The 26,058-nt window shown below is 60.8% G+C and carries 19 protein-coding genes, 5 tRNA genes and 2 pseudogenes; 15 read left to right on the forward strand and 11 right to left on the reverse strand.

The window, feature by feature from the left end; genetic code table 11:
* Positions 1-19: 19 nt before the first annotated feature.
* From ACA067_RS09025 to ACA067_RS09035, 3 genes are all read left to right on the forward strand, one after another.
* Positions 20-640, forward strand: a complete 621-nt coding sequence (locus ACA067_RS09025; protein WP_497440781.1) for a TetR/AcrR family transcriptional regulator — start codon at positions 20-22, stop codon at positions 638-640.
* A gap of 177 nt (positions 641-817) precedes the next feature.
* Entirely contained in the window at positions 818-1,939 is a 1,122-nt protein-coding gene (locus ACA067_RS09030) for an efflux RND transporter periplasmic adaptor subunit (RefSeq protein WP_497461453.1), read from the forward strand.
* A complete protein-coding gene (locus ACA067_RS09035; protein ID WP_497461454.1) occupies positions 1,936-5,022 on the forward strand; it encodes an efflux RND transporter permease subunit in 3,087 nt (1,028 codons plus the stop codon). The genes ACA067_RS09030 and ACA067_RS09035 overlap by 4 nt, the downstream gene beginning before the upstream one ends.
* A 79-nt stretch (positions 5,023-5,101) precedes the next feature.
* Here ACA067_RS09035 and ACA067_RS09040 read toward each other — a convergent pair.
* Together ACA067_RS09040 and ACA067_RS09045 are read right to left on the reverse strand one after the other, a co-directional pair.
* Positions 5,102-5,335, reverse strand: a pseudogene (locus ACA067_RS09040) (phage integrase central domain-containing protein); the annotation flags it as partial.
* Between the two features lie 83 nt (positions 5,336-5,418).
* Positions 5,419-5,494: transfer RNA gene (locus ACA067_RS09045), tRNA-Asn, on the reverse strand.
* A 227-nt stretch (positions 5,495-5,721) separates the two neighbouring features.
* Between ACA067_RS09045 and ACA067_RS09050 the strand changes: the two genes are divergently transcribed.
* The gene (locus ACA067_RS09050) at positions 5,722-5,952 is read left to right on the forward strand and encodes a hypothetical protein (protein WP_008007186.1); all 231 of its coding nucleotides are present in this window, start codon (positions 5,722-5,724) and stop codon (positions 5,950-5,952) included.
* Here ACA067_RS09050 and ACA067_RS09055 read toward each other — a convergent pair.
* Both ACA067_RS09055 and ACA067_RS09060 read right to left on the reverse strand, forming a co-directional pair.
* Positions 5,949-6,158: a hypothetical protein gene (locus tag ACA067_RS09055; RefSeq protein ID WP_128870954.1), complete on the reverse strand. Its 210-nt coding sequence runs from the start codon at positions 6,156-6,158 to the stop codon at positions 5,949-5,951. The two genes, ACA067_RS09050 and ACA067_RS09055, sit on opposite strands and share 4 nt — an antisense overlap.
* 257 nt (positions 6,159-6,415) lie before the next feature.
* Positions 6,416-7,612: an amino acid aminotransferase gene (locus tag ACA067_RS09060; RefSeq protein ID WP_497461455.1), complete on the reverse strand. Its 1,197-nt coding sequence runs from the start codon at positions 7,610-7,612 to the stop codon at positions 6,416-6,418.
* Between the two features lie 338 nt (positions 7,613-7,950).
* Here ACA067_RS09060 and uvrB point away from each other — a divergent pair, with 338 nt between their 5' ends.
* From uvrB to ACA067_RS09115, 11 genes and pseudogenes are all read left to right on the forward strand, one after another.
* A complete protein-coding gene (uvrB, locus tag ACA067_RS09065) occupies positions 7,951-9,966 on the forward strand; it encodes an excinuclease ABC subunit UvrB (RefSeq protein WP_497461456.1) in 2,016 nt (671 codons plus the stop codon).
* Between the two features lie 398 nt (positions 9,967-10,364).
* The gene (gene gltX, locus ACA067_RS09070) at positions 10,365-11,846 is read left to right on the forward strand and encodes a glutamate--tRNA ligase (protein WP_497461457.1); all 1,482 of its coding nucleotides are present in this window, start codon (positions 10,365-10,367) and stop codon (positions 11,844-11,846) included.
* 252 nt (positions 11,847-12,098) lie between these two features.
* Positions 12,099-12,174, forward strand: a tRNA-Ala gene (locus ACA067_RS09075).
* Positions 12,175-12,253: 79 nt separating this feature from the next.
* Positions 12,254-12,329: transfer RNA gene (locus ACA067_RS09080), tRNA-Glu, on the forward strand.
* Positions 12,330-12,382: 53 nt separating this feature from the next.
* Positions 12,383-12,458 (forward strand) — tRNA-Ala (locus ACA067_RS09085).
* Positions 12,459-12,538: 80 nt separating this feature from the next.
* Positions 12,539-12,614: transfer RNA gene (locus ACA067_RS09090), tRNA-Glu, on the forward strand.
* 184 nt (positions 12,615-12,798) lie between these two features.
* Positions 12,799-13,338 carry a TetR/AcrR family transcriptional regulator gene (locus ACA067_RS09095; RefSeq protein ID WP_497461458.1) on the forward strand — a complete coding sequence of 180 codons (540 nt, stop codon included), beginning with the start codon at positions 12,799-12,801 and terminating at the stop codon, positions 13,336-13,338.
* A gap of 31 nt (positions 13,339-13,369) precedes the next feature.
* On the forward strand, positions 13,370-14,203 hold the full coding sequence (locus tag ACA067_RS09100; RefSeq protein ID WP_497461459.1) for an alpha/beta fold hydrolase: 834 nt from the start codon (positions 13,370-13,372) through the stop codon (positions 14,201-14,203).
* Positions 14,204-14,251: 48 nt separating this feature from the next.
* Positions 14,252-14,689, forward strand: coding sequence for an acyl-CoA thioesterase (locus ACA067_RS09105; protein WP_497461460.1), 438 nt, complete (start codon positions 14,252-14,254; stop codon positions 14,687-14,689).
* A gap of 178 nt (positions 14,690-14,867) precedes the next feature.
* Positions 14,868-15,827, forward strand: a complete 960-nt coding sequence (locus tag ACA067_RS09110) for a tRNA dihydrouridine synthase (protein ID WP_497461461.1) — start codon at positions 14,868-14,870, stop codon at positions 15,825-15,827.
* 122 nt (positions 15,828-15,949) lie between these two features.
* Positions 15,950-16,395, forward strand: a pseudogene (locus ACA067_RS09115) (Hsp20 family protein).
* Between the two features lie 101 nt (positions 16,396-16,496).
* On the opposite strand, the gene ACA067_RS09120 reads toward ACA067_RS09115, so the two are convergent.
* The 7 genes from ACA067_RS09120 to ACA067_RS09150 form a co-directional block, all read right to left on the reverse strand.
* Positions 16,497-17,429: a phosphatidate cytidylyltransferase gene (locus ACA067_RS09120; RefSeq protein WP_497461462.1), complete on the reverse strand. Its 933-nt coding sequence runs from the start codon at positions 17,427-17,429 to the stop codon at positions 16,497-16,499.
* A 1-nt stretch (position 17,430) separates the two neighbouring features.
* Positions 17,431-18,051 (reverse strand): lysophospholipid acyltransferase family protein, encoded by a 621-nt coding sequence (locus ACA067_RS09125; RefSeq protein WP_497461463.1) that lies wholly within the window; start codon positions 18,049-18,051, stop codon positions 17,431-17,433.
* 9 nt (positions 18,052-18,060) lie between these two features.
* The gene (locus ACA067_RS09130; protein WP_497461464.1) at positions 18,061-18,516 is read right to left on the reverse strand and encodes a hypothetical protein; all 456 of its coding nucleotides are present in this window, start codon (positions 18,514-18,516) and stop codon (positions 18,061-18,063) included.
* Positions 18,506-19,849, reverse strand: a complete 1,344-nt coding sequence (locus ACA067_RS09135; protein WP_497461465.1) for a phosphatase PAP2/dual specificity phosphatase family protein — start codon at positions 19,847-19,849, stop codon at positions 18,506-18,508. Before ACA067_RS09135 ends, ACA067_RS09130 begins: the two co-directional genes overlap by 11 nt.
* Positions 19,849-21,603 (reverse strand): bifunctional alpha/beta hydrolase/class I SAM-dependent methyltransferase, encoded by a 1,755-nt coding sequence (locus ACA067_RS09140; protein ID WP_497461466.1) that lies wholly within the window; start codon positions 21,601-21,603, stop codon positions 19,849-19,851. The genes ACA067_RS09135 and ACA067_RS09140 overlap by 1 nt, the downstream gene beginning before the upstream one ends.
* Positions 21,604-21,613: 10 nt before the next feature.
* Entirely contained in the window at positions 21,614-22,237 is a 624-nt protein-coding gene (locus ACA067_RS09145) for a CDP-alcohol phosphatidyltransferase family protein (protein ID WP_497461467.1), read from the reverse strand.
* Between the two features lie 536 nt (positions 22,238-22,773).
* Positions 22,774-26,052, reverse strand: a complete 3,279-nt coding sequence (locus ACA067_RS09150; protein WP_497461468.1) for a PAS domain S-box protein — start codon at positions 26,050-26,052, stop codon at positions 22,774-22,776.
* Positions 26,053-26,058: the final 6 nt, after the last annotated feature.

Genomic DNA, 26,058 nt, shown 5'->3' on the forward strand with positions numbered 1-26,058 from the left:
GGATGAGTAAGCTGCTCGCATGAATCAGCCATCAGTTTCTTCGCCCAGCGCCCGAGGCCCAGTCGATCACGACATTCGAGACCAGATTGTCGCGGCGGCCAACGAGCATTTCAGTCAGTACGGTTATGGCAAAACAACGGTTTCTGACCTAGCCAAGGCCATCGGCTTTTCCAAGGCTTACATCTACAAATTCTTTGAGTCCAAGCAGGCGATTGGTGAAGCAATCTGTACAAATTGCCTGACTGAAATCGTTGCGGCAGTGGAGCAGGCCATCAATGTAGACGGCATCTCGGCGACTGAACGTTTTCGGCGCCTGGTCAAAACCTTAATCGCTACAGGTGTGAGCCTGTTCTTTAACGACCGTAAACTCTATGACATCGCAGCGTTCGCCGCGGCGGAGCGCTGGCCCAGCTCACAAGTCTATGACGCTCAGATCAAGAGCTTCGTGTTGCAAATCGTGCGTGAGGGGCGAGAGCTCGGCGAGTTTGAACGCAAGACACCGCTGGACGAGACGGTAGAGGCGATTCATCTCGCTCTGCGGCCCTTCATCAATCCTCTGCTATTGCAGTACAACCTCGATTTTGTTGAAGAAGCCCCTTCTCTCATCTCCAATCTTGTTCTGCGCAGCCTGATGCCTTAAACCTCTGCTGACGGATGCGCTGCGCATCCGTATCAGCGTGTGCGCCTGAAAAAACCAGATATCAAGCCTCTCTGCTTTGCTCTGATCAAGTGGGCGATGTTCATTCGCGCCGGTAGTGACTATTGACATAATTGGTCACTTGAATAAGCATGGCGCATCCGCTACCGAGAGGTCTTTATGATCCAGTGCCATCGCATGTCACTCATTTTCATTGTCTTGTTGCCGTTTGCCCTGGCGGCCTGCAACGAGGCCACGCCTGCCGATCCTCGCCTTCAAGTGCCCTTGGTGCGCATCGGCGTGGTTCAACCCTCCGCGCCTGCGGCACGGGTATTCACCGGTATCGTCGCGGCTCGAGTTCAGAGCGATCTCGGTTTTCGGGTGCCAGGGAAAGTCTTGGAGCGCTTGGTGGACGCTGGGCAGAGTGTCAAACGTGGGCAGCCACTCATGCGCATCGATGCCAACGACCTGACGCTGACCGCGAGGGCGCAGCAGGAAGCGGTGCTGGCCGCTACGGCCCGAGCCCGGCAGGCCTCCGATGACGAGCTTCGCTACCGTGATCTGGTGTCCGTCGGAGCGGTATCTGCTTCAGCTTACGCAGGGTTCAAAGCGGCTGCCGACTCGGCGAAGGCCCAACTCAACGCTGCCAAAGCCCAGGCTGATGTGGCGAAAAATGCGACCGGTTACTCGACGTTATTGGCTGATGCTGATGGGGTTGTGGTGGACACCTTGGCGGAGCCGGGGCAGGTGGTTGGCGCAGGGCAGATGGTGGTACGCGTTGCCCATTCAGGGCCGCGCGAGGCCGTGATCCAGTTACCCGAGACGCTACGTCCTGCGCTGGGCTCGGCGGCGACGGTTGAACTCTACGGGCAGAACCAGCGTGCAGGCAGCGCCCGTTTACGTCAGCTGTCCGACTCTGCGGACCGACAGACCCGAACGTTTGAAGCGCGTTATGTGCTGGAGGGGGCGCTCTCCAACGCCACCCTGGGTTCGACGATCTCAGTGGTTATCGCTGACACGGATGTTGCTGATGCCAAGGAATTACAGGTGCCCATGGGGGCCCTCTACGACGCGGGTAAAGGCCCGGGTGTCTGGGTGGTTGAGGGAGAACCGGAGCATGTGGTATGGCGCCCGATCAAGGTTCTCAGCCTGAATAACGAGGCCAGCGTGCGCGTGACGGGTGATCTCCAGGTGGGTGATCGTGTCGTCGCATTGGGTGCGCACTTATTGAATGAGGGAGAGAAGGTCAGGACTGAACTTGCCGGTGCCACGCAAAAAACGGTGGTTGAGGTGAGTCGATGAGCGGCTTCAATCTTTCGGCGCTGGCAGTACGCGAGCGCTCAATCACCCTGTTTTTGATCCTGCTGATTTCTGTGGGTGGGTTGTACGCCTTCTTCAAACTGGGGCGTGCGGAAGACCCCGCATTCACCATTAAACAAATGACGGTGGTCACCGCCTGGCCTGGGGCGACGGCCCAGGAAATCCAGGACCAGGTGATAGAAAAGCTGGAAAAACGCATGCAGGAACTGCGTTGGTACGACCGGACCGAGACCTTTACCCGGCCCGGCTTGGCATTCACCACGGTTTATCTGCTCGATAGCACGCCGCCCTCAGCCGTCCAGGAGGAGTTTTACCAGGCGCGCAAGAAAATCCTGGATGAGCAGAAGGGGTTGCCGTCTGGGGTGATCGGCCCGATGGTCAATGATGAGTATTCCGATGTCACCTTCGCGCTCTATGCGCTCAAGGCCAAGGGCGAGCCGCAACGTCTGTTGGTGCGCGAAGCCGAGAGCTTGCGCCAGCGTTTGCTGCATGTAGCGGGTGTGAAGAAGGTCAACATCATCGGTGAACAGGCCGAGCGCATTTTTGTCGAGCTGTCCTACGAGCGTCTGGCGACGCTGGGCATTTCCGCACGAGACATCTTCAGTGCGTTGAACACGCAGAACATGATAACGCCGGCCGGCTCAGTTGAAGCGAAGGGCCCACAGGTTTTCATCCGCCTGGATGGCGCGTTTGACGACCTGCAAAAGATTCGTAATACCCCACTGACGGTGCAGGGCAGAACCCTCAAGTTGTCCGATGTGGCTGAGGTCAAGCGCGGTTATGAGGACCCTGCGACGTTCCTGGTACGCAACAATGGCGAGCCCGCATTGTTGCTCGGCGTGGTCATGCGCGATGGCTGGAACGGTCTGGATCTGGGGAAGTCGCTGGAGGCCGAGGCGACAGCGATCAACGAGCAGATGCCTTTGGGCATGAGCCTGACCAAGGTCACGGATCAGGCGGTGAATATTGGCGCATCCGTCAACGAGTTCATGGTGAAGTTTTTTGCTGCCCTGGGCGTGGTGCTGCTGGTGTGTTTTCTCAGCATGGGCTGGCGTGTCGGCGTTGTGGTTGCCGCGGCGGTGCCGCTGACCCTGGCGGCCGTGTTCATTGTCATGGCGGCCACGGGCAAAGACTTCGATCGAATTACCCTGGGCTCGTTGATTCTGGCGCTGGGACTGCTGGTGGACGATGCAATCATTGCCATTGAAATGATGGTAGTGAAGATGGAGGAGGGCTACGACCGAATCAAGGCCTCCGCTTATGCCTGGAGCCACACGGCCGCGCCGATGTTGTCGGGGACGTTGGTGACGGCGATCGGCTTTATGCCCAACGGTTTTGCCAAGTCGACCGCTGGTGAGTACACCGCGAACATGTTCTGGATCGTTGGCATTGCGCTGATTACTTCCTGGGTAGTGGCCGTGGTGTTTACCCCTTACCTGGGCGTCAAACTGCTGCCGCAGATCAAGGTGCCTGAAGGCGGGCATACGGCGATTTACGGTACACCGAACTACCAGCGTTTCAGGCGCCTGCTGGGCAGTGTGATCCGCCGCAAAGGCCTGGTGGCTACATCCGTCGTTGGCTTGTTTGTTGTTGCGATTCTGGGCATGGGCGTGGTCAAGAAGCAGTTCTTTCCAACGTCCGACCGACCTGAGGTGCTGGTTGAGGTGCAGATGCCTTACGGCACCTCTATAGAACAGACTGATGTGGCCGCGGCCAAGGTCGAGGCGTGGTTGGCTCAGCAGTCGGAAGCCAAGATCGTCACCGCTTACATTGGCCAGGGCGCGCCGCGCTTCTATTTGGCGATGGCCCCTGAGCTACCCGATCCATCCTTCGCAAAAATCGTCGTCCTGACCGCGAGTCAGCAAGAGCGCGATGCGCTCAAGCTCCGCCTCAGGCAAGCCGCAGCCGATGGCTTGGCGCCTGAAGCCCGGGTGCGGGTGACGCAGTTGGTATTTGGTCCTTATTCACCGTATCCGGTGGCCTTTCGGGTGATGGGCGTCGACCCCGCGGTGTTGCGAGATATTGCCGCGCAGGTGCGTGAGGTCATGACCGCCAGCCCCATGATGAGGACCGTCAACACCGACTTGGGCGAGCGCGCGCCGGCACTTCATCTCACGCTGGATCAGGATCGCCTGCAAGCATTCGGCTTGACCTCGACCGATGTCGCGCAACAGCTGCAATTTCTGCTCACGGGGGTGCCTGTCACCGAGGTGCGTGAGGACATTCGTTCGGTTCAGGTGGTCGCTCGCTCCGCTGGGGAGACGCGTCTGGATCCATCGAAAATTGCCGCCTTCACGCTGACCGGCGCCCAAGGCCAGCGCGTGTCGCTGTCCCAGGTAGGGGCGGTGGATGTGCGCATGGAGGAGCCCATCCTGCGGCGTCGTGATCGGACGCCGACCATTACCGTGCGCGGTGACGTGGCTGAAGGTCTTCAGCCTCCCGATGTCTCCAACGCCTTGATCACGCAGTTGCAGCCCATCATCGAAAAACTGCCGGCGGGCTACCGGATTGAGTTTGCCGGCTCGATCGAGGAGTCGGGCAAAGCGAACAAGGCATTGCTACCGTTGTTCCCGATCATGATCGCGCTGATGTTGCTGATCATCATTATTCAGGTGCGCTCAATGTCGGCAATGATGATGGTGTTCGCCACCGCGCCTTTGGGTCTGATTGGTGTGGTGCCAATTCTGCTGCTGTTCCAGCAACCGTTCGGGATCAACGCCTTGGTGGGACTGATTGCCTTGTCAGGGATTCTGATGCGCAACACGCTGATCCTCATCGGCCAGATTCACTCCAATGAGCAAGCCGGCCTGTCGCCTTACAACGCCGTGGTCGAAGCCACTGTGCAGCGCGCGAGGCCCGTGATTCTCACGGCGTTGGCGGCGATGTTGGCGTTCATTCCGTTGACCCATTCGGTGTTCTGGGGAACGCTGGCCTACACCCTGATTGGCGGTACGTTTGCCGGCACCGCGCTGACCCTGGTGTTCCTGCCAGCGATGTACGCCCTCTGGTTCAAGATCAAGCCTGAGCCCGCGCATGAGCTTGCAGCGAACACTCATGTTGCTTGATACCTGCGTGCCTGGATCGTCTCAAAAAGGAAAATCGATATGAGCTTGTTGGCCACGCGCCTTCGAGCAGGGCGACCGCTCGGTGGACGACTCTCGGGGCTTTGATCGAGCCTTCGAGGTCATAGGCAGGGTTTACGGTGATAAGCCGGAGGCGCTTTGCCTCGCGCATGATGTTCTGCAGGTAGTTTTGTACCCTTAAAGCAACGTCTATCTTTCCGCGCTTCTTGATCACTTCCAAGGGTCGCATAAGGTCATGGGTGTCGAGGTCGACAATGGCGCGGGCGCCGATCAGCGGGAAGAGGTGGGTTTTGACGGAACGCCAAAACGAAAAAACCCGCCATAAGGCGGGTTCTTCGGGGTTTCAGAGATTTTGGTAGCCTTCTCTGGAACCTTGTATGGCTCCACGACCTGGACTCGAACCAGGGACCCAGTGATTAACAGTCACTTGCTCTACCAACTGAGCTATCGCGGAATGCCGTGTATGTTACTGATTCAAAAAGAGAAGTCAAGCATCTGTTAGCGATTGGACGGTTTCGATGAGACGGACGGTGGTTTATCGGTCATTGACGGTTACCAGAATGGCCCCGGAGGTCTACCATGGCCGCCCGGAAGTGGTTACACGCGCTGCCGGCCATTAGCCGAAAAGGTACGCGCCATGAATCACCCAGTCCCCACGCCTCGCCACCACGAGGTGCTTGCATGAGCATCGCTCAGATCAGTCTGCCCAAAGGGGTAGGTCCCCACGCCGAGAAGCTGTTCGACGCGATCACCCAGGCCAGCACCGCTGACGAATTGAACCGCGCCGGTGGCAAGGCCGAAGGCTTTGTCCTCGGCCTGGAAAGCACCAAGGCGATCAAGAGTCAGGTCGCCGAATCGCTGTATGTTGCCTATGACGATGCCGCCAGCCAGCGTGCAACCGAACTGGCTTAACCGCCGAAGGTAAGGGTGCCGAGCATCAGTTTGGCGTACAGCATCGTCGCGGCCAGTTGCACCAGCCACAAGGCCAGGCCGCCGAGGAAGACGCCAGCCGCCACTTGCATCACCAAGTTGTTCCCGCGCTTGGCCGGGGTGCGCGGGACGAAGGCATCCAGGTCATCCAGGTCATCGCGCTCAGCGCGTAGGTCATCGTTTTTCATGTGGGTTCTCGTCAGAATTCTCGGGTGTACATAAAACCTGTAGGAGCCGGCTTGTCGGATCGCCGCACCGCAGCGAAGGCGTCTTCAAGGGCGTGCATGGCTCGAGGCCTTCGCTGCGGTGCGGCGATCCGACAAGCCAGCTCCTACGAAAGGCAGATGTGTGCAGTCTAGAGGGCTTGGTTGGCGGGTTGAAAACTATCTGAGCCAAATAAAAACGGGAAGCCCGAAGGCTTCCCGTTTCACATCGCAAAGCTGAATCAAATCACCTGAACGATCGCATCTGTCACGACGTTGATATTGCTCTGGTTCAACGCCGCGACGCAGATGCGACCGGTGTCCAGGGCGTAGATGCCGAACTCGTTGCGCAGGCGGATCACTTGCGGGGCCGTCAGGCCGGAGTAGGAGAACATGCCGCGCTGACGACCGACGAAGCTGAAGTCGCGCTGTGGAGCGTTTTTCGCCAGCAGGTCGACCATCTGGGTGCGCATGCCGCGAATCCGCAGGCGCATTTCGGCCAGTTCTTCTTCCCACTGTGCGCGCAGTTGCGGGCTGTTCAGTACGGCGGCGACAATGCTGGCACCGTGGGTCGGCGGGTTGGAGTAGTTGGTGCGGATCACGCGTTTGACTTGCGACAGCACGCGCGCGCTTTCTTCTTTCGATTCGCTGACGATCGACAGGGCGCCCACGCGCTCGCCGTACAACGAGAAGGATTTGGAGAACGAGCTGGAAACGAAGAAGGTCAGGCCCGATTCGGCGAACAGACGCACGGCAGCCGCGTCTTCGTCGATGCCATCGCCAAAGCCCTGGTAGGCCATGTCGAGGAACGGCACGTGACCCTTGGCTTTCACCACGTCCAGCACGTTGTTCCAGTCCGCCGGGCTCAGGTCGACGCCGGTCGGGTTGTGGCAGCAGGCATGCAGCACCACGATCGAACCGGACGGCAGCGCGTTCAGGTCTTCCAGCAGGCCGGCACGGTTGACGTCGTGGGTCGCGGCGTCGTAGTAGCGGTAGTTCTGCACCGGGAAACCAGCGGTTTCGAACAGGGCGCGGTGGTTTTCCCAGCTCGGGTCGCTGATCGCCACGACAGCATTTGGCAGCAGTTGCTTGAGGAAGTCGGCACCGATTTTCAGGGCGCCAGTACCGCCGACGGCCTGGGTGGTGATGACGCGGCCGGCAGCGATCAGCGGCGAGTCATTGCCGAACAGCAGTTTCTGTACGGCCTGGTCGTAAGCCGCGATGCCGTCGATCGGCAAGTAGCCACGGGAAGCGTGTTGAGCGACGCGAATCGTCTCGGCTTCGACAACGGCGCGCAGGAGTGGAATTCGCCCCTCCTCGTTGCAATAAACACCGACCCCCAGGTTGACCTTGTTGGTGCGGGTATCGGCGTTGAATGCTTCGTTGAGGCCCAGGATTGGATCGCGTGGTGCCATTTCGACAGCGGAGAACAGGCTCATTTTGCGGCGGCTCTGAATGGAGAGTGGAGGGACGTGTCGCGCTCCAGCCGAATGCACTAGAGCGGTGCACAAACGGGGAGCTAGTATAGAGGCCATCACTGATTTAAGGCGACAGGCATTTCGGCTTTTAACCCAGGTTTTTCCGATTATTTTTCGATCGATAGTCGATTGATTGCGTCAAAGACTTCAAGGGATGTAGGACGTTTGCCTTGAAAGCGCGGGCAATCGACTGCACATTGAGCACAATCCCAGTTTTTTCCTCGGGCGACATCGGTCGTTTGCGGTCTTTTTCGTTGCTGTCCGGTTTGACCGGCCAGGCGCGAACCCAGAGGTTTTGTATGTCTGAATTCCAGCTAGTCACCCGCTTCGAGCCCGCCGGCGATCAGCCGGAAGCCATCCGCCTGATGGTCGAGGGTATCGAAGCCGGGCTGGCGCACCAGACGTTGCTGGGTGTGACCGGCTCGGGCAAGACCTTCAGCATCGCCAACGTCATCGCCCAGGTGCAGCGCCCGACCCTGGTGCTGGCACCGAACAAGACCCTGGCCGCGCAGTTGTACGGTGAGTTCAAGGCGTTCTTCCCGAACAATGCGGTGGAATACTTCGTTTCCTACTACGACTACTACCAGCCCGAAGCCTACGTACCGTCCTCGGACACCTTCATCGAAAAGGATGCCTCGATCAACGACCACATCGAGCAGATGCGTTTGTCCGCCACCAAGGCGTTGCTCGAGCGCAAGGATGCGATCATCGTCACCACGGTGTCGTGCATCTACGGTCTGGGCAGCCCGGAAACCTATTTGAAGATGGTGCTGCATGTGGATCGTGGCGACAAACTCGATCAGCGGGCACTGCTGCGCCGGCTCGCCGACCTGCAATACACCCGCAACGATATGGAGTTCGCCCGTGCGACCTTCCGGGTGCGCGGCGATGTCATCGATATCCACCCGGCAGAATCCGATTTCGAAGCGATCCGCATCGAGTTGTTCGATGACGAAGTCGAGAGCCTGTCAGCCTTCGATCCGCTGACCGGCGAGGTGATCCGCAAGCTGCCGCGGTTCACCTTCTACCCGAAAAGCCACTACGTGACGCCGCGGGAAACCCTGCTGGGTGCCGTGGAAGGGATCAAGGTCGAGCTGCAGGAGCGTCTGGACTACCTGCGGTCCAACAACAAACTGGTGGAAGCTCAGCGTCTGGAGCAGCGCACCCGTTTCGACCTGGAGATGATCCTCGAACTGGGGTACTGCAACGGCATCGAAAACTACTCGCGCTACCTGTCGGGCCGTGAATCCGGCCAGGCGCCGCCCACCTTGTTCGACTACCTGCCGGCCGATGCCTTGCTGGTGATCGACGAATCCCACGTCAGCGTGCCGCAGGTCGGCGCGATGTACAAAGGTGACCGCTCGCGCAAGGAAACGCTGGTGGAATACGGTTTCCGCCTGCCGTCAGCGCTGGATAACCGGCCGATGCGTTTCGACGAATTCGAACACATCAGCCCGCAGACGATTTTTGTCTCGGCGACGCCGGGCAATTATGAGGCGGAACACGCCGGTCGCGTCGTCGAGCAGCTGGTGCGCCCTACGGGCCTGGTGGACCCGCAAATCGAAATCCGCCCGGCGCTGACGCAGGTCGACGATCTGCTCTCGGAAATCTCCAAGCGCGTGGCGCTGGAAGAGCGGGTGCTGGTGACCACGCTGACCAAGCGCATGTCCGAAGACTTGACCGATTACCTGGCTGACCACGGCGTGCGCGTGCGTTACCTGCACTCGGACATCGACACCGTGGAGCGGGTCGAGATCATCCGCGATCTGCGCCTCGGCACCTTCGATGTGCTGGTGGGGATCAACCTGCTGCGTGAAGGCCTGGACATGCCGGAAGTCTCGCTGGTGGCGATTCTCGATGCGGACAAGGAGGGCTTCCTGCGCTCCGAACGCTCGCTGATCCAGACCATCGGCCGCGCGGCGCGCAATCTCAATGGTCGGGCGATTCTGTATGCGGATCGGATCACCGGTTCGATGGAGCGGGCGATCGGCGAAACCGAGCGGCGTCGCGACAAGCAGATCGCCTTCAACCTGGCCAACGGCATCACGCCCAAGGGTGTTTTCAAGGACGTGGCCGACATCATGGAAGGCGCCACCGTGCCGGGTTCGCGCAGCAAGAAGCGCAAGGGCATGGCCAAGGCCGCCGAGGAAAGTGCCAGGTACGAAGCCGAACTGCGTTCGCCGGGCGAAATCGCCAAGCGGATTCGTGCGCTGGAAGAGAAGATGTACCAGCTCGCCCGCGACCTGGAATTCGAAGCGGCGGCGCAGCTGCGTGATGAGATCAGCAAGTTGCGGGAGCGGTTGATCACGGTTTGAGATGTGCAGTGAATGGGCGGGCCTCATCGCGAGCAAGCTCGCTCCCACAGGGTTCAGCGTGATCGCTGTTTGAGATGGGTGTTGAAAATGAGGGCCTCTTCGCGAGCAAGCCCGCTCCCACAGAGTTTGTGGGTGGGCACAGATGGTGTGAACACCTTCAACCCCTGTGGGAGCGAGTTTGCTCGCGATGAGGCCCGTCGGAGCGCTACACATATCAATTGGTGCGCTTCCCCAGCCTTCAGCCCTGCCTGCTAGCGCCTGGCAGGCAACACCGCCACAAAGCTGACCCCCAGCGCAATATTGGCTTAAATACCCCGCTGACTGGAGCCAGGCAGGCTACGCCTGTTACCATTCGCCCCCTGTTTTATCTTCGCTTTTCATTCTTTTCGAGACATGCCATGACCACCGTCCGCACTCGCATCGCGCCATCGCCTACCGGGGACCCCCACGTAGGTACCGCTTACATCGCTTTGTTCAACTACTGCTTTGCCAAGCAGCACGGCGGTGAGTTCATCCTGCGGATCGAGGACACCGATCAATTGCGTTCGACCCGCGAGTCCGAACAGCAGATTTTCGACGCCCTGCGCTGGTTGGGGATCGACTGGAGCGAAGGCCCGGACGTCGGCGGCCCGCACGGTCCTTACCGGCAGAGCGAGCGCGGCGACATCTATCAGAAGTATTGCCAGCAGCTGGTCGAGATGGGCCATGCCTTCCCGTGCTTCTGCACCGCCGAAGAGCTGGACCAGATGCGCGCCGAGCAAATGGCCCGTGGTGAAACCCCGCGCTACGACGGCCGTGCGCTGTTGCTGTCCAAGGAAGAAGTGGCTGCCCGCCTGGCCGCCGGCGAACCTCATGTGATCCGCATGAAGGTGCCGAGCGAGGGCGTCTGTGTGGTGCCGGACATGCTGCGTGGCGACGTCGAGATCCCGTGGGATCGCATGGACATGCAAGTGTTGATGAAGACCGACGGCTTGCCGACGTACTTCCTGGCCAACGTGGTCGACGACCATCTGATGGGCATCACTCACGTCCTGCGCGGCGAAGAATGGTTGCCATCGGCGCCGAAGCTGATTCTTTTGTACGAATACTTTGGCTGGGAACAACCGGAGTTGTGCTACATGCCGCTGCTGCGTAACCCGGACAAGAGCAAGCTGTCCAAGCGCAAGAACCCGACCTCGGTAACGTTCTACGAGCGCATGGGTTTCATGCCGGAAGCCATGCTCAACTACCTCGGCCGCATGGGCTGGTCGATGCCGGACGAGCGCGAGAAGTTCTCGCTGCAGGAAATGGTCGACCACTTCGACCTGAAACGCGTTTCCCTCGGCGGGCCGATTTTCGACATCGAGAAACTGTCGTGGCTCAACGGCCAGTGGCTGCGTGACCTGCCGGTGGAAGAGTTCGCTTCGCGCCTGCAAACATGGGCGCTGAACCCTGAATACATGATGAAGATCGCGCCGCACGTGCAAGGCCGGGTTGAAACTTTTAGCCAGGTTGCACCGCTGGCCGGCTTCTTCTTCGCCGGTGGCGTCAATCCGGACGCCAGGCTGTTCGAGTCGAAGAAGCTCTCGGGTGATCAGGTTCGCCAGTTGATGCAGTTGATCCTGTGGAAGCTCGAAAGCCTGCGTCAGTGGGAGAAGGACAGGATCACCGCGACGATCCAGGCGGTGGTCGAGTCCCTGGAACTGAAGCTGCGTGACGCCATGCCCCTGATGTTCGCCGCGATCACCGGCCAGGCCAGTTCGGTGTCGGTGCTCGATGCGATGGAGATCCTCGGCCCGGACCTGACCCGTTTCCGTCTGCGCCAGGCCATCGACCTGCTGGGCGGCGTGTCGAAGAAAGAAAACAAGGAGTGGGAAAAACTGCTGGGCAATATCGCCTGATTCTTTGCTGCCCCTGAAAAGATCGCAGGCTGCGCCAGCTCCTACATTTGAAATACGATCACCTGTAGGAGCTGCCGAAGGTTTGGGCCGCATTCGGACGATCTTTTGATCTTGATCCTCGTCGGCACCCCCATTTTCCGGGGGGAGGGCGGTAAGTGATTGTTATGTCGGCAAAAAACTTTGAAATATTTTAAAAATAAGTTTGACAGCCTTCCACTGCGCCATTAAGATTCGCCCCGTCCTCAGCGATGAGGGGCTATAGCTCAGCTGGGAGAGCGCTTGCATGGCATGCAAGAGGTCGACGGTTCGATCCCGTCTAGCTCCACCAATTTACACTTCAAGGTCTGGCCACACCGGCTTTGAAGCGATCAACACTCAGCGTTGATCGGTTGTATAGAAGGGTTTGCGTCCCCTTCGTCTAGTGGCCTAGGACACCGCCCTTTCACGGCGGTAACAGGGGTTCGAGTCCCCTAGGGGACGCCAGTTTTACAGAAGCGATGTTGCAAGATGTCGCTCCGCCGCGAGGCGAAAAATCCGGGGCTATAGCTCAGCTGGGAGAGCGCCTGCATGGCATGCAGGAGGTCAGCGGTTCGATCCCGCTTAGCTCCACCAATTTTACAGTTCAAGGTCTGGCCACACCGGCCTTGAATCGATCAGCTCTCAGCACTGATCAGTTGTATAGAAGGTTTTGCGTCCCCTTCGTCTAGTGGCCTAGGACACCGCCCTTTCACGGCGGTAACAGGGGTTCGAGTCCCCTAGGGGACGCCACGATTACCCGCTCTGCGGGATTTATAGGGGTCATTCAATCATTGAATGGCCCTTTTGTTTGTCTGGCGTTTGGCCAAATCCCCCCCCTTTCTTTCACACTGTTCTTCAGACCAGCGGTCACATCCACGACTTGCGGAAAATTATTATGAGAATAATATTCTAGTCGTAATATTCGGAGGCAACGATGAACGATAAAAAAGCTCAAACCCGCGAACGCATCCTCAAGGCCGCCAGCGCAGCGCTGATCCAGCGCGGCCCGGCCGAACCGAGCGTGGGCGAAGTGATGGGCGCAGCCGGCCTGACCGTCGGCGGTTTCTACGCCCACTTCGACAGCAAGGACGCGATGATGCTGGAAGCGTTCAAGCAGTTGCTCAGTCATCGCCGTGGCTTGATCGCCGACATGGATGCGCAGTTGACCGGCGAAGAGCGTCGCGCCCTGGTCGCTGCGTTCTACCTGTCACGCAAACACCGTGATTCCTCTGAGTCAGCGTGCCCGATCCCGGCGTCTGTCGGCGAGCTGGGCCGGCTGCCGGACGAATTTCGCGTGGCCTTGAATGAGCATGTGGAAATGATGGTCGCGCAGTTGGCGGCCAGCCCCGAAGACACCGACAAAGCCCTGGCCGACATGGCCTTGATGGTCGGTGGCCTGGCCCTGGCACGCGCGCTGGGGCCGGGAGAGTTGTCCGATCGATTGCTTCGCGCCGCCAAGTCGGCGGTGCTGTGACCTGAAGGCGTCAGCCTGGGGAGTGAGAGCGATGAGCACGTTGAAGTGGGTTCGTGGCGTTAATGGCACCTTGGGCTGGTTCGCACCAAAACTGGTGGCGAGCAAAATGCGACTGGCGTTCATGACGCCGCGGGACCTGCCGCCGCGTGATTGGGAATTGCCGCTGTTGGCCAAATCCGAACGGATCACCTTGCGCTTCGGCCTCTCGGCCTTGCGTTGGGGGCAGGGCCCGGCGGTGTTGCTGATGCACGGTTGGGAAGGCCGGCCGACGCAGTTCGCCAGTCTCATCACCGCGCTGGTCGATGCCGGTTATACCGTGGTGGCCCTGGACGGTCCGGCGCATGGTCGCTCACCGGGTAGCGAAGCGAACGTCGTGCTGTTCGCCCGGGCCATGCTGGAAGCCGCTGCCGAATTACCACCGCTGCAAGCGGTCATCGGCCACTCCATGGGCGGCGCCAGTGCCATGCTTGCCGTGCAATTGGGCCTGCGCACCGAAACCCTGGTAAGCATCGCTGCCCCGGCACGAATCCTCGGGGTGCTGCGGGGCTTCGCGCGTTATGTGCGGCTGCCGCCCAAAGCCCGTTCGGCGTTCATTCGTCAGGTCGAAAAAGACGTCGGCATGCGCGCCGCGACGCTGGATGTTGCGCATTATCAGCTCGACATGCCCGGCTTGATCGTGCATGCCGAAGACGACAACTATGTCTCGGTCAAGGAATCCCAGCTTATCCACGAAGCCTGGTTCGACAGCCGTCTGTTGCGCCTGGAAGAGGGCGGTCATCAACGGGTGCTGGCCGATCCCCGGGTGATTGATGGCGTGCTATCACTGCTGGCGGGCCGTAGCCTGCAATCGCGCCAATCCGCCTGAGCATCCGTTACACTGCCCCGGTCGACATCATCTGACCGGGAGTGGGGCATGGGCTGGGATCGGGCAACGCCGTTTATCATTGATCTGCAAGTGGGCGCCGAGGACATCGACGGGCTGGGTCACGCCAATAACGCGGTGTATGTGACCTGGCTCGAACGCTGCGCCTGGCGCCACTCCCAGCGGCTCGGCCTGGACCTGGTCGAGTACCGGCGGCTGGACCGGGCGATGGCGGTGGTGCGGCACGAGATCGATTACCTGGCGGCCGCCTATGAAGACGATGAGTTGCAATTGGCGACCTGGATCGTCGATTGGGACCAGCGCCTGAAAATGACCCGGCACTTCCAGTTGAAGCGCCCCTGCGACAACACCACGTTGCTGCGGGCGCAGACCACGTTCGTGTGTATCGAACTGTCCACCGGCAGGCCCAAGCGCATGCCGGTGGAGTTTATCGAGGGCTACGGCCCGGCATTGAAAGCCCTGACCTGACACAATCCCTGTAGGAGCTGCCGAAGGCTGCGATCTTTTGACTTTGACTTTGACTTTTGCTGTTGCTGTCAAAGATCAGGATCAAAAGATCGCAGCCTGCGGCAGCTCCTACAGGGGTTACCTTTTCGTTGATGAAACCCAGTAAACTGCCGCACGTTTTTCGTCGAGTGTGTTTTTCATGCAAATTGCTTTGGCGCCCATGGAGGGGTTGGTCGACAACATCCTGCGGGACGTGCTGACCCGTGTGGGCGGTATCGACTGGTGCGTGACCGAGTTCATCCGGATCAACGACCAGCTGCTCACCCCTGCTTATTACCACAAGTTCGGCCCTGAGCTGCTGACCGGCGCCCGCACTGCGTCCGGCGTGCCGTTGCGGGTGCAGCTGCTCGGGTCCGATCCGGTGTGCCTGGCAGAAAACGCCGCGCTGGCCTGCGAACTCGGTTCCGAGGTCATCGACCTGAACTTCGGCTGCCCGGCCAAGACCGTCAACAAGTCCCGTGGCGGTGCGGTATTGCTCAAGGAACCTGAACTGCTCAACGAAATCGTCGAACACGTGCGTCGCGCGGTGCCTGCGCACATCCCGGTGACCGCCAAGATGCGCCTCGGTTTCGACAGCCCCGACGGTGCCCTGGTCTGCGCCACGGCCCTGGCTGAAGGCGGCGCGGCGCACATTGTGGTGCATGCGCGGACCAAGACCGATGGCTACAAGCCGCCGGCCCATTGGGAGTGGATCCCGCGGGTGCAGGACGTGGTCAAGGTGCCGGTGTTTGCCAATGGCGATATCTGGAGCGTCGAGGACTGGCGCCGTTGCCGCGAAATCAGCGGGGTGGAAGACATCATGCTCGGTCGCGGCCTGGTCTCGCGCCCGGATCTGGCCCGGCAAATCGCTGCCGCGCGCGCCGGTGAGGAAGTGGTCGAGATGACCTGGGCCGAACTGCTGCCGCTGATCCAGGACTTCTGGCTGCAGGCCAAGGCCCAGATGACCCCGCGTCAATCACCCGGCCGCTTGAAGCAGTGGCTGGCGATGCTGACCCGCAATTATCCCGAAGCGGTGGCGCTGTTCACTGTCCTGCGTCGCGAAACCGAACTGGACCAGGTCTCGCGTTTACTGGGTCTGCAGGTGGCTGAAGCGGCCTGAAAAAAATCTGAAAATACCCTCTTGAAAAGCAGTCAGTGGTCCCTATTTTGGAATTACGCGATGCCGAATTCGGGTCGCGGAGACAAAAAAACTTGCTGATCTGTTTTCAGGAGATTTGAATCATGAGTACTGCATTTTCCATGGCACCACTGTTCCGTTCCTCGGTGGGCTTCGACCGTTTCAATGACCTGTTCGAACCGCCCTGCGCAACGAGCCAGGCAGCACCTACCCACCCTACAACGTGGAAAAACACGGCGACGACCAATACCGCATCGTCGTAGCGGCCGCCGGCTTCCAGGAAGAAGACCTGGAGCTGCAAGTGGAAAAAGGTGTGCTGACCATCAGTGGCGGCAAACGTGACGCGAACGAAGACGTCACTTATCTGTACCAGGGCATCGCACAGCGAGCCTTCAAACTGTCCTTCCGCCTGGCGGACCATATCGAAATCAAGGCCGCCGGCCTGAGCAACGGTCTGTTGAGCATTGACCTGTTGCGGGTGATTCCGGAAGAGGCGAAAGCCAAACGCATCCCGATCAACGGGACGCAAAAGCCGGCTCTGCAGCATTGAGTCGGCCCCGGGCAGGGTTGTCTGAGTACGACCCTACCGGCTGAAGCAAAAAGACCCCGACCTCTCGGGGTCTTTTTATTTGCAGGGGCGGTTCCATGCAATCAGGTCCACCCATACCGGACCAGGTGAAAGAAGATCGGCGCCGCAAAGCACACCGAGTCCAGGCGGTCGAGCATGCCGCCGTGGCCTTCGATCATGTGCCCCCAATCCTTCACGCCGCGGTCGCGCTTGATCGCCGACATCACGATGCCGCCAGCGAACCCCAGCAGGTTGATCAGCAGGGCGATGAGCAGTGACTGCCAGGGATTGAACGGCGTGATCCACCACAGGACGCAGCCGATCAACGAGGCCAGGAGGATGCCACCGACAAAGCCTTCCACTGTCTTGGACGGGGACAGGTTGGGGGCGATCTTGCGTTTGCCGAACAGTTTTCCGCAAACGTACTGCAGCACATCCGACATCTGCACCACGATCACCAGGTAGGCGATCAACAGCAGGTTTCGCCCTTCGTAACCGGCGATGTCGAGGGTCAGCAGGGCGGGCACGTGGGACACGCAGAACACCGCGATCATCAGGCCCCACTGGACTTTCGAAGCGCGTTCGAGAAAGTGCGTGCTGTCGCCGCCCAGGGACGCGAGGATCGGCAGGAGCAGGAACACGTACACAGGAATGAAGATCGAAAACAGCCCGTACCAGTCGTAGTAGATGAGCAGGTACTGCAGCGGCAGTGCCAGGTAGAACGCTGCCACCAGGGCCGGGTAGTCGCTGCGGCGGGTCGGTGTGAGGGTCATGAATTCGCGCAGGGCGTAGAAGGACACGGTGTAGAACAACAGGATCACCGCGGTGGTGCCGAGCCAGAAGGCGATTCCGATCACCAGCACCATGACCCACCAGGCATTGATCCGGGCGTTGAGGTTGTCGACCACCGGGTTCGCCGTGTCGCCAGCGCGCCGCTTGAGCATGAAACCGATCACCGAGGCCAGCAGCAGAAACGCGCCAATCCCGGCAAACAACATCAGGGTTTGTCTGTCCATGTCAGGCTTGCTCCTCGGCCAGGCTCAACAGCGCGTCGCGGCTGCGTTCGAGAAATAGCGCCTTGGTTTCTTCTTCGCCAAGGGCCAGGGCGGCGCCAAAGCTGATGGTGCATAACAGCGGCAGCGGCAGGACGCGGCCCTTGGGCATGACGCGGTTGAGGTTGGCGATCCACACCGGGATCAATTGAGCCTGGGGATAGGCTTTTGCCAGGTGGTACAGCCCGCTCTTGAACGGCAGCAGGCCGTCCTCGGGGTTGCGAGTGCCTTCAGGGAAAATGATCAGCGAATCGCCGTTTTCCAGGGCATCGAGCATCGGCTGCAAGGGGTTGTAGTCGGCCTCCTTGCGTTCACGGTCGATCAGCACGCCATTAAACACCCGGTTGATGATGTAGCGGCGCAGCGGGCTTTTGAGCCAGTATTCGGCGCCGGCCACCGGCCGGGTGATGCTGCGCAAGGCGGGGGGCAATGAGGCCCACAACAACACGAAGTCGCCATGGCTGCTGTGGTTGGCGAAGTAGATGCGCTGCACCGCCTGCGGCGCACAACCGAGCCACAGGCTGCGGGCTCCGGTGAGCAGGCGGGCGCCCGAGATGATGAGGGTGGCAACCGCGGGTGCGAGCATGAAAACTCCTTATCCGGCAAAGGTCAGCCAGGGGCCGGCCACAATGAAAACCAGGGTCAGCAGCACTTGTGCCGCCACCAGCAATGCCTGGCGGCGTAACAACGTCAGGGCGCCAGAGATACGTTCGTTCCAGGGACGACCGCCACGGTCGGCGGGCTGCAGGCCCAGCGCCGTCAGCGCATGGTCCAGGGCCTGGGTGCGTTCGGGAAGGTCTTGTGCACGGGCGGCCAGGTGCTGGAACAGATCGGCATCGAAAGCGACCCGCAGTGCCCAGTATTTTTGCCACAGGCCCAGCACCAGCAGTGCGCCGCTGCAGGTCAACCCCCAGATTCCCGGGCTGGCCACGACATATTGGCCCAGGCCGAGCAAGGCCCCCAGCAGCGTGAGCCCGGTGGACAGTCGGTCCAGCGAACCACCACGGCGCAACAGGCTGGCGGTCGTTTGCAGCTGCATATCAGTGGACACAGACCTGCTCCGTGATCATGGGTAACTGCTGCAGCACCTGTCGGTGCGCCGTGCTCAGAACGATCCCCGGACGTGCACGCTGAATCAGCAGGATGGCGTCATCGACACTGGCGGCCCTGCCGCTGTGCAGGAGCCACGCGGCGACCGCGATGGCACTGCGCGAATAGCCCAGGGCGCAGCAGACCAGCAGCGGACCTTGCTGGCGCAGGCTTTCGATCGCCTCGGCCGCGGCCTGGCATTGCGCGGCGGTGGGCACCGTCAGGTCCAGTACCGGCAGCGAGCAGTAAGTGACCGAATCCGCGTTCAGCGATAGCTCTGCACACAGATCGAGTACCGCCCGGAATGGCGAGTGCTCCAATTCCTGTCGACCAGGCAGGCGGCCGAGCCAGACGTCATCGAGCACCCGGTCGGGCTGCGGATGGTGGCGGGTCCACAGTCGCGAGTTGAGCCAGGCCGCCGCCAGGTAAGGTGCGAGCAGCCAGCGTACTGCGGGGGACAGACGTCCATCGGCGCGTTTCTGGAAACCGCGAGCGTCCAGCAGGGCGTAATTGAGCGCTACCAACAGCAAGGCCACCGCTGGCCAGATCAACCACAGCCACGCGCCCCTCAACGTAAAGGCCGGGATGGTGAAGGCGGCGGCGCCCAAGCTGTAATACAGCGCCAGTTGCCAGCGTTTTCTATCCACAGTCAGATGAGCACCGTGCAGGGGGCCAGGCCCCTCCAGTGGCCACAGCCAGACGCACAGCCAACCAAGCAGCGCACCGGTGGGCAGGTCGACGAAATGATGCTGGTAAGTGGTCAGCACCGACACCCCGATCAGGATGAACCAGCCATGCATCAACCCGCGCCACAGGCCCCTCAAGTGCCGCTGGTAGCAACTCCATAACACCACCAGCAGCGCAATGTGCAGGGAAGGAGCCTGGTTGAACGGCTTGTCGAAACCTGCCAGGACATCGAACAGCCAGCCGAACACCCCCTCCAGTTCGGGCCGGGCAAAGGTGAAGCGCAACGGCCAGATCAGAAAACAACTGACGGCGATCAACTGGGCGGTGATCAGGCGCAGGGCGTGGCGCCTGAGTTCCAGGCGACTGGCGGGCAGCAACAGCGACAGGCCGTAGAGCAGGTCAATGGACCAGTACGGGACGATGCTCCAGGCCCAGAACGGCATCCGGGTTTCCCAGTCGAACACCAGGCTGGCGACATCGTCCCGTTGGGTGGTGACCCAAGTGGCGAAGCCGTAGGTGGCGAAGAACAGCGGGGCCAACAGCAACAGCCAGAGCAGTGCCGGTTTCAACAGGCCGGGTTCGCGTCCGGATGTGGCAGTCAGGGGCATCATTGCACCCGTTGCGCCAGGGATACGCTGAAAATGCCCCATTCATCGACCCGCATGCCGATCTTGCGAAAGCCGGCGGCGGCTACCAATTGGTCCATTTCCCCCTGGGTACGCCGGCGCATGACCCAGGCCTGGCCTTCACGGTGACTGGTCAAGGCGCGGGCGATCAGTTCCAGCTGCGGGTGCCAGGGCTGGCCGGTGTAGACCAGATAACCACCGGGTTCCACGGCGTCGGCCAGTCCGGCGAGAGAGCCACTGACCCTCTGGTTGTCGGCGAACAGCTCGTACAGGCCGGACACCACCACCAGGGTCGGCTTGGGATCAAGTGCGGCGAGGTCGGCGCGGTCGAAGGCGTCGCCCTTGACGAATCGGGCGATGGCCTCCAGGCCTTTGTCGCGGATCAGCGTACCGCCGTCGCGCACGTTGATGTCGCTGTAGTCGCGCAACAGGATCGACTCGGGCAGCGGGTCGATGCCCTGCAAGGCTTCCAGAATGTAGCGCCCGTGCCCGGCGGCGATGTCGACGATGCGCACTTCGCGACCCTGGTCACGCAATTGCGCCATGGCCAGGCGCAGCAGTTCTTCGACATGCAGCTTGCGTTGGCGAATGCCACGCCAACCGATGGAGTCCAGGTAGTTACGATCGATCAGGCGGCCAACGGCAGATGTGCCGGTGGGCGTGTTGCGGTAGACATAGTCCAGGGTGCTGCCGGAGTCGAAACCGGTGTCGAAACCCAGCTTGAGCCCGGACGACAGCCGGCTGCCGAGGCCCATGCCGGCGCGGGTCATGCGCCAGTACAGGTCACGCAGGGAGTTGCGGGGCAATGGCGCGGCCAATGATTCCGATTCGGCGCAGGTCAGGCCCAGGCGGTCGGCGGCCAGCAGGGAGGGGCGGGCCGCCGGTTGTTCGAAGTTGTGCAGGATAAAGCGCCGTACGCTGGCGACGGCGGTCTCGCGACGTTGCTCACCCAAGGTGTCGTGGAAGAATCCCGGCAGGACATGTTTTTCCTTGTGCCGGCTGCCGAGGCGCTCGAAGAACTGTTCCTGCGGTTGGCGATGGACCACGAAATCGGCGCCGGAGATCAACAGCTGCGTCGGCACCTGGATGGCCTGGGCATCGGCCACTACACGCTCGGCAGCGTCGTAAAGACCGAGCAGGACATTGACCGAAATCGCCTTGGTGATCAGCGGGTCGTTGTCGTAGCTGGCGACCCGTTGCGGGTCATGGCTGAGAAAACGCGCTTTAACGTAGCTGTTGACGAAAAAGTTGCCTCGCCACCGGCGCATCAGCGCCAGCCCCTGACGCGCGAAGGGCACGTAAAGCTTGACCTTGAACGCCGGTGACGCCAGCACCAGGGAGCGTATGCGCGGTGCGTAATCGTGGACCCAGGCGGCAACGATCACCGCACCGACGCTCTGGGCGATCACCGCGATATGTTCTTCATCGATACCGTAGGCCGCGCCCAGGTGATCGCAGAAGGTCTGCACGTCACGCACGCTGGTGGCAAACCCCGGGCTATCGCCACGGGCACCGGGCGAGAGGCCATGACCCCGGGCGTCCCAGGCAAAGAAGTCATGGTCGGGCAGATTCAGTTCATCCACCAGATGGGCAATGCGCCCGGAGTGTTCATGGCCGCGGTGAAACAACAGCACGGCCTGGCGTGGTTCACCCGGGGCCGTGGTACCTGGCCAGTAGCGGTAGAACAATTCCACGCCGTCATGGGTGGTGAACGTCTGATGTTGAGCTTCGCGCATTGCACTGTCCTTATGCTGAAGGGATGTCTTCCTGTGCTTCCTTGAGGCCCTGGCGGACCCGGTTGATCAGCGTGTAAACCAACAACACGGCGATGATCGCGAACACGGCATTGATCCACAGGGCGCCGATCCAGCCCAGTGCGATAGCGATCGCCACGACCCCCAGCACAAAAGCCCGATCGCTTTTGCCCATGGGCCCGTCATAGCGCCGCGACGCGCCAACCATCGGCCCCAGCACGCCGCTGTATTCGCTGAACAAGGCGAGCAGGGCGACCAGCAGCACCAACCACAGGCTGACGCCCGGCAGCAGGGCAAAAGGCAGAATCAGCGCACAGTCGGCGACGATATCGCACAGTTCATTAAGGTAGGCCCCCAAGCGCGACTGCTGGTTGAACTCCCGGGCCAGCATGCCATCGATGGCATTGAGCGCCATGCGCAGGATCATCCAGGCCGGCACCAGCAAAAATACCCATGGGTGCTGGACGAAACCGGCGATCACCGCACCCACCAGCACCGAGCCGATGCCTGCTGTCAGGGTGATCTGGTTGGCGGTCATGCCCTGGTTGAACAGACGTTGCACCAATGGTCGCAGGAGGTTTTGAAAGGCCGGTTTGATCTGGTAGATGCTGGGCACGTCGGTAGGATCTCTGGGGAAACAGTGTGGGGCAAGTTTGGGTCGAGGCGATTTTTCAGTGTAGATGGGTTCTTGGGGGAGCTCGTTTAGTTGGTTGAGGAGATGCCGGGGGGCCGTCTTCAAGGTGCCCTTTGCGCCATTGCGCCTGGAGATCCAGCACAGTTCAAATTGCTCCGGCTCCCGAATGAGTCGGGGCATGGCAACGTGCAGCGCGAAGGGTCAGTGAAGGAGGGGTTGAAGGTATATGGGACGTTTCCTGGAAGCGTGTAGGAAATGGAGATTCAATCTTAGTCTTGCAGTGGCATAACCGGCGCGAAGATCAAAAGATCGCAGCCTTCGGCAGCTCCTACAGGGTTTTGTGTTGGGCACAAGGTTCGTGTACGGCAGGGAATCCTGTGGGAGCGAGCCTGCTCGCGAAGGCGGACTGACATCCGACATCGATGTCGACTGGCATGGCCTCTTCGCCGGCAAGCCGGTCTCGCTCCCACGGGGAAACGCGCCCAGTATGGTAGATGCGGGCGCATACAGCGACCGCGCTATTTCAGGAGTTTCTTGAATGCCTCCACCGGCAACGGCCGGCTGTGCAAATACCCCTGATAGAAATGGCAGCCCAGCCCCTGCAGGAAATCCAGCTGGTCCTGGGTCTCCACCCCTTCGGCAATCACCTTCAACTCCAGACTGCGGGCCATCGCGACAATGGCGCGGATGATCTCGGCATCGTTGGGATCGGTGGTGGCGTCACGTATGAAGGACTGGTCGATTTTCAGGGTGTCGACCGGCAAGCGCTTGAGGTAGGTCAGCGAGGAATAACCGGTGCCGAAATCGTCCATGGCAAAACTTATCCCGAGTTTTTTCAGGCGGCGCATTTTGCTGATGGTGTCTTCCAGGTTCTGGATGACGATGCCTTCGGTGATTTCCAGTTTCAGCAGCGAGCAGGGCAGGCCGTGACTGGCGAGGCTGCGTTCGATGCGTTCGACGAAGTCGTTCTGACGGAATTGTCGCGGGCTGATGTTCACGCACAGACTGAAGTCGAGCGGATCGACCAGGTCTTTGCGGATCAGCTGTTTGAAGGCGGCGCAGGCTTCGTCGATGATCCAGTTGCCGACTTCCAGAATCAGCCCGCTGTCCTCCAGCACCTTGATGAACTCCGTGGGCGACTGCGCGCCGAATTCCGGATGGTCCCAGCGCACCAGTGCCTCGGCGCCGACGATGCGGCCGTCCCGCGCGTCCACCTGCGGTTGGTAATGCACGCGAAACTCACCGCGGGACAGGGCCTGGCGCAGGTCGGTTTCCAGGCGCAGGCGTTGGCTCGCGGCCTTCTGCATGGTGTTGTGATACATCTGCGTGGTGTTGCGGCCCGAATCCTTGGCCCGATAGAGCGCGATGTCGGCGCGCTTGAGCAGGTCGGTCGGGGTCGAGCCGTGATCGGGAATCAGCGCGATGCCGATGCTCGGAGTCACTTGCAGGCGCTGCCCGTCGAGGAACATCGGTTCGGAGAGCAGTTCACGCAAGGTGTCGGCCAGATCCAGGACCTGTTCGCTGACCTCGTTGCGCGAACCTTCCAGGCCGCTGAGCAGCACCACGAACTCATCACCCCCCAGCCGCGCAACGGTGTCCTCCATGCGCACGCTGGCTTCAAGGCGCGCGGTGATGATTTTCAGCACCGTATCGCCCACCGGATGGCCGAGCGAATCATTAATGTGCTTGAAGTGGTCGAGGTCGAGAAACATCAGGGCGCCGCGCAGGTTGTGGCGCTTGAGCAGGGCGATCTGCTGGCTCAGGCGATCCATCAGCAGCGCGCGGTTGGGCAGGTTGGTCAAGGGGTCGTGGTAGGCCAGGTGGCGGATCTGCGCTTCGGCATTTTTCAGCAGGCTGACGTCCCGCGCCGTCAGCAGCAGGCAAGCGGTTTCGTTCAGGGTAATGGGTTCCACCGAGACTTCGACGGTCAGCAACTCGCCGCGTTTATTGCGTCCGAGCATCTCCAGGTGATGAACCCGGCCCTTGACCTGCAGTTCGGCCAGCAGCGTCGAACGTTGTTTTTCCTCGGCCCAGATGCCGACCTGGTACACCGTGCGGCCGATCACTTCGTCGGCGCGATAGCCGGTCAGGCGGCAGAAGCCATCGTTGACTTCCAGATAGCGTCCGGTGTCGCGCTCGGTGATGGTGATGGCGTCGGGGCTGGAGTGGAAGGCTTTGGCGAATTTCTCTTCGCTGGCCTTGAGCGCCGCTTCCGAGCGTTGCTGCTGGGTGATGTCGCGCAGGGTGGTGACGATGCACGGCTGGTCGCCGACGCTGATCTGGCGGCTGGAAATCACGCAGGTCAGGGTCTGTCCGTCTTTGTGCTGAACCAGGATCGCCACATTATTCAGGCCTTGTTCGCGGATGACTCGTTCGATCCGCCGCAGGCTTTTCGCCGAAGCGTCCCACATGCCGATTTCGTCGGCACTGCGGCCAATCACCTCGGCGGTGCTCCAGCCGAAGGTCTGGGTGAAGCTGGAATTGATCTCGATGAACAGGCCGGTGTCCTGGTGGGTCACGCAGATCGGGTCCGGGCTGACCTGGAACAGGGTGGCGAATTTCTCTTCAGAGGCCACCAGTCGCTGTTCGCGCTCCACCTGATCGGTGATGTCGAGCAGCGTGCCGGCCATGCGCAGCGGCGCACCCTTGTCATCGCGGTAGAGGCGGGCGCGGCTTTCCAGGTAGCGCGAACTGCCGTCCGGCATTTGCACGCGGTAGGTCAGTTGATAATTGCCGGCCGGGCCTTCGCGCAGGCTGCGGTAGGCGTCGCGCATGCTGTCGCGTTCTTCGCCGGGCACGCCTTCGAAAAAATCGTCGAAGGATTCATGGAAAGGTTTGGCTTCCAGCCCGTGCAGTTGGGCGGCCCGCGCCGAACCGTAGAGCATGCCGCTGGGAATGTGCCAGTCCCAGGTGCCCAGTTGCGCCGAATCCAGGGCCAGGTCGAGGCGTTCCTGGCTGTCTTTGAGGGCATGTTCGGCGGCTTTGCGTTCGGTGGTATCAAGGAAGGTGCTCAGCAGATAGGGCACGCCTTCGAGCTCGACTTTCTGCGCGCTGAGGATGCCGTCGTGGACCTGGCCATTGCTCGCGCGAAACTGCACCTCCATGCTGGTCAATTCGCCCTTGGCCTTGGTGGCCTTGACCAGTTGCGCCCGTTGTTCCGGGTGCACCCACAGGCCCAGTTCGAGGGTGGTGCGGCCGATCGCGTCTTGTACCGGCCAGCCGAACAGGCTTTCGAAATACTGGTTGGCTTCGCTGATCAGGCCGTCTTCCTGGCGGGTCAGCAACACCATGTTCGGGCACAGGTGAAACAGCGTGGCGAAGCGTTTTTCCGAACTGCTCAGGGCCTGTTCACGCTGACGCTGGTGAGTGATTTCGCGGATGACGCCAATCATCCGTGGCCGGCCCTGCTTGTCCGGCAGCAGGCTGCCGTTGATCTCCAGCCAGTGCAGGCTGCCATCAGGCCATTGAATGCGGTGGTGCATCGCCTGTTCCAGCGGGGCACCGGCTATCACCGCGTGGAAGGCGCGTATGGTTTTCGCCCGGTCCTCCGGCGGCAACAAGTCAAGGTATTCCAGGTCAGCCGGCAGCGGTTGCCGGGGATCGAAGCCGAACAACGCCTGGGTGCCCCGTGACCAGCTGATCTGCCCGCGCTCGATGTCCCAGTACCAGGCGCCCAGGCGTGCGCCATTGAGGGCGGCCAGTAATTGCGGAGCGCTTTCCCAGCTCTGCTCGGACCGTTTCGGGTCCAGCGCCTGAATACGCGGCATCGGCGGAATTCGGTCAACAGATTTCGGCATTTTCAA

The sequence above is a fragment of the Pseudomonas sp. LBUM1674 genome, from assembly GCF_059695635.1.

Bases quoted from the DNA above. Each gene is read 5' to 3' on its own strand.
- ACA067_RS09025 (WP_497440781.1), top strand. From the start codon at position 20: ATGAATCAGCCATCAGTTTCTTCGCCCAGCGCCCGAGGCCCAGTCGAT.
- ACA067_RS09030 (WP_497461453.1), top strand. From the start codon at position 818: ATGATCCAGTGCCATCGCATGTCACTCATTTTCATTGTCTTGTTGCCG.
- ACA067_RS09035 (WP_497461454.1), top strand. From the start codon at position 1,936: ATGAGCGGCTTCAATCTTTCGGCGCTGGCAGTACGCGAGCGCTCAATC.
- ACA067_RS09050 (WP_008007186.1), top strand. From the start codon at position 5,722: ATGAGCATCGCTCAGATCAGTCTGCCCAAAGGGGTAGGTCCCCACGCC.
- ACA067_RS09055 (WP_128870954.1), bottom strand. From the start codon at position 6,158: ATGAAAAACGATGACCTACGCGCTGAGCGCGATGACCTGGATGACCTG.
- ACA067_RS09060 (WP_497461455.1), bottom strand. From the start codon at position 7,612: ATGAGCCTGTTCTCCGCTGTCGAAATGGCACCACGCGATCCAATCCTG.
- uvrB (WP_497461456.1), top strand. From the start codon at position 7,951: ATGTCTGAATTCCAGCTAGTCACCCGCTTCGAGCCCGCCGGCGATCAG.
- gltX (WP_497461457.1), top strand. From the start codon at position 10,365: ATGACCACCGTCCGCACTCGCATCGCGCCATCGCCTACCGGGGACCCC.
- ACA067_RS09095 (WP_497461458.1), top strand. From the start codon at position 12,799: ATGAACGATAAAAAAGCTCAAACCCGCGAACGCATCCTCAAGGCCGCC.
- ACA067_RS09100 (WP_497461459.1), top strand. From the start codon at position 13,370: ATGAGCACGTTGAAGTGGGTTCGTGGCGTTAATGGCACCTTGGGCTGG.
- ACA067_RS09105 (WP_497461460.1), top strand. From the start codon at position 14,252: ATGGGCTGGGATCGGGCAACGCCGTTTATCATTGATCTGCAAGTGGGC.
- ACA067_RS09110 (WP_497461461.1), top strand. From the start codon at position 14,868: ATGCAAATTGCTTTGGCGCCCATGGAGGGGTTGGTCGACAACATCCTG.
- ACA067_RS09120 (WP_497461462.1), bottom strand. From the start codon at position 17,429: ATGGACAGACAAACCCTGATGTTGTTTGCCGGGATTGGCGCGTTTCTG.
- ACA067_RS09125 (WP_497461463.1), bottom strand. From the start codon at position 18,051: ATGCTCGCACCCGCGGTTGCCACCCTCATCATCTCGGGCGCCCGCCTG.
- ACA067_RS09135 (WP_497461465.1), bottom strand. From the start codon at position 19,849: ATGCCCCTGACTGCCACATCCGGACGCGAACCCGGCCTGTTGAAACCG.
- ACA067_RS09140 (WP_497461466.1), bottom strand. From the start codon at position 21,603: ATGCGCGAAGCTCAACATCAGACGTTCACCACCCATGACGGCGTGGAA.
- ACA067_RS09150 (WP_497461468.1), bottom strand. From the start codon at position 26,052: ATGCCGAAATCTGTTGACCGAATTCCGCCGATGCCGCGTATTCAGGCG.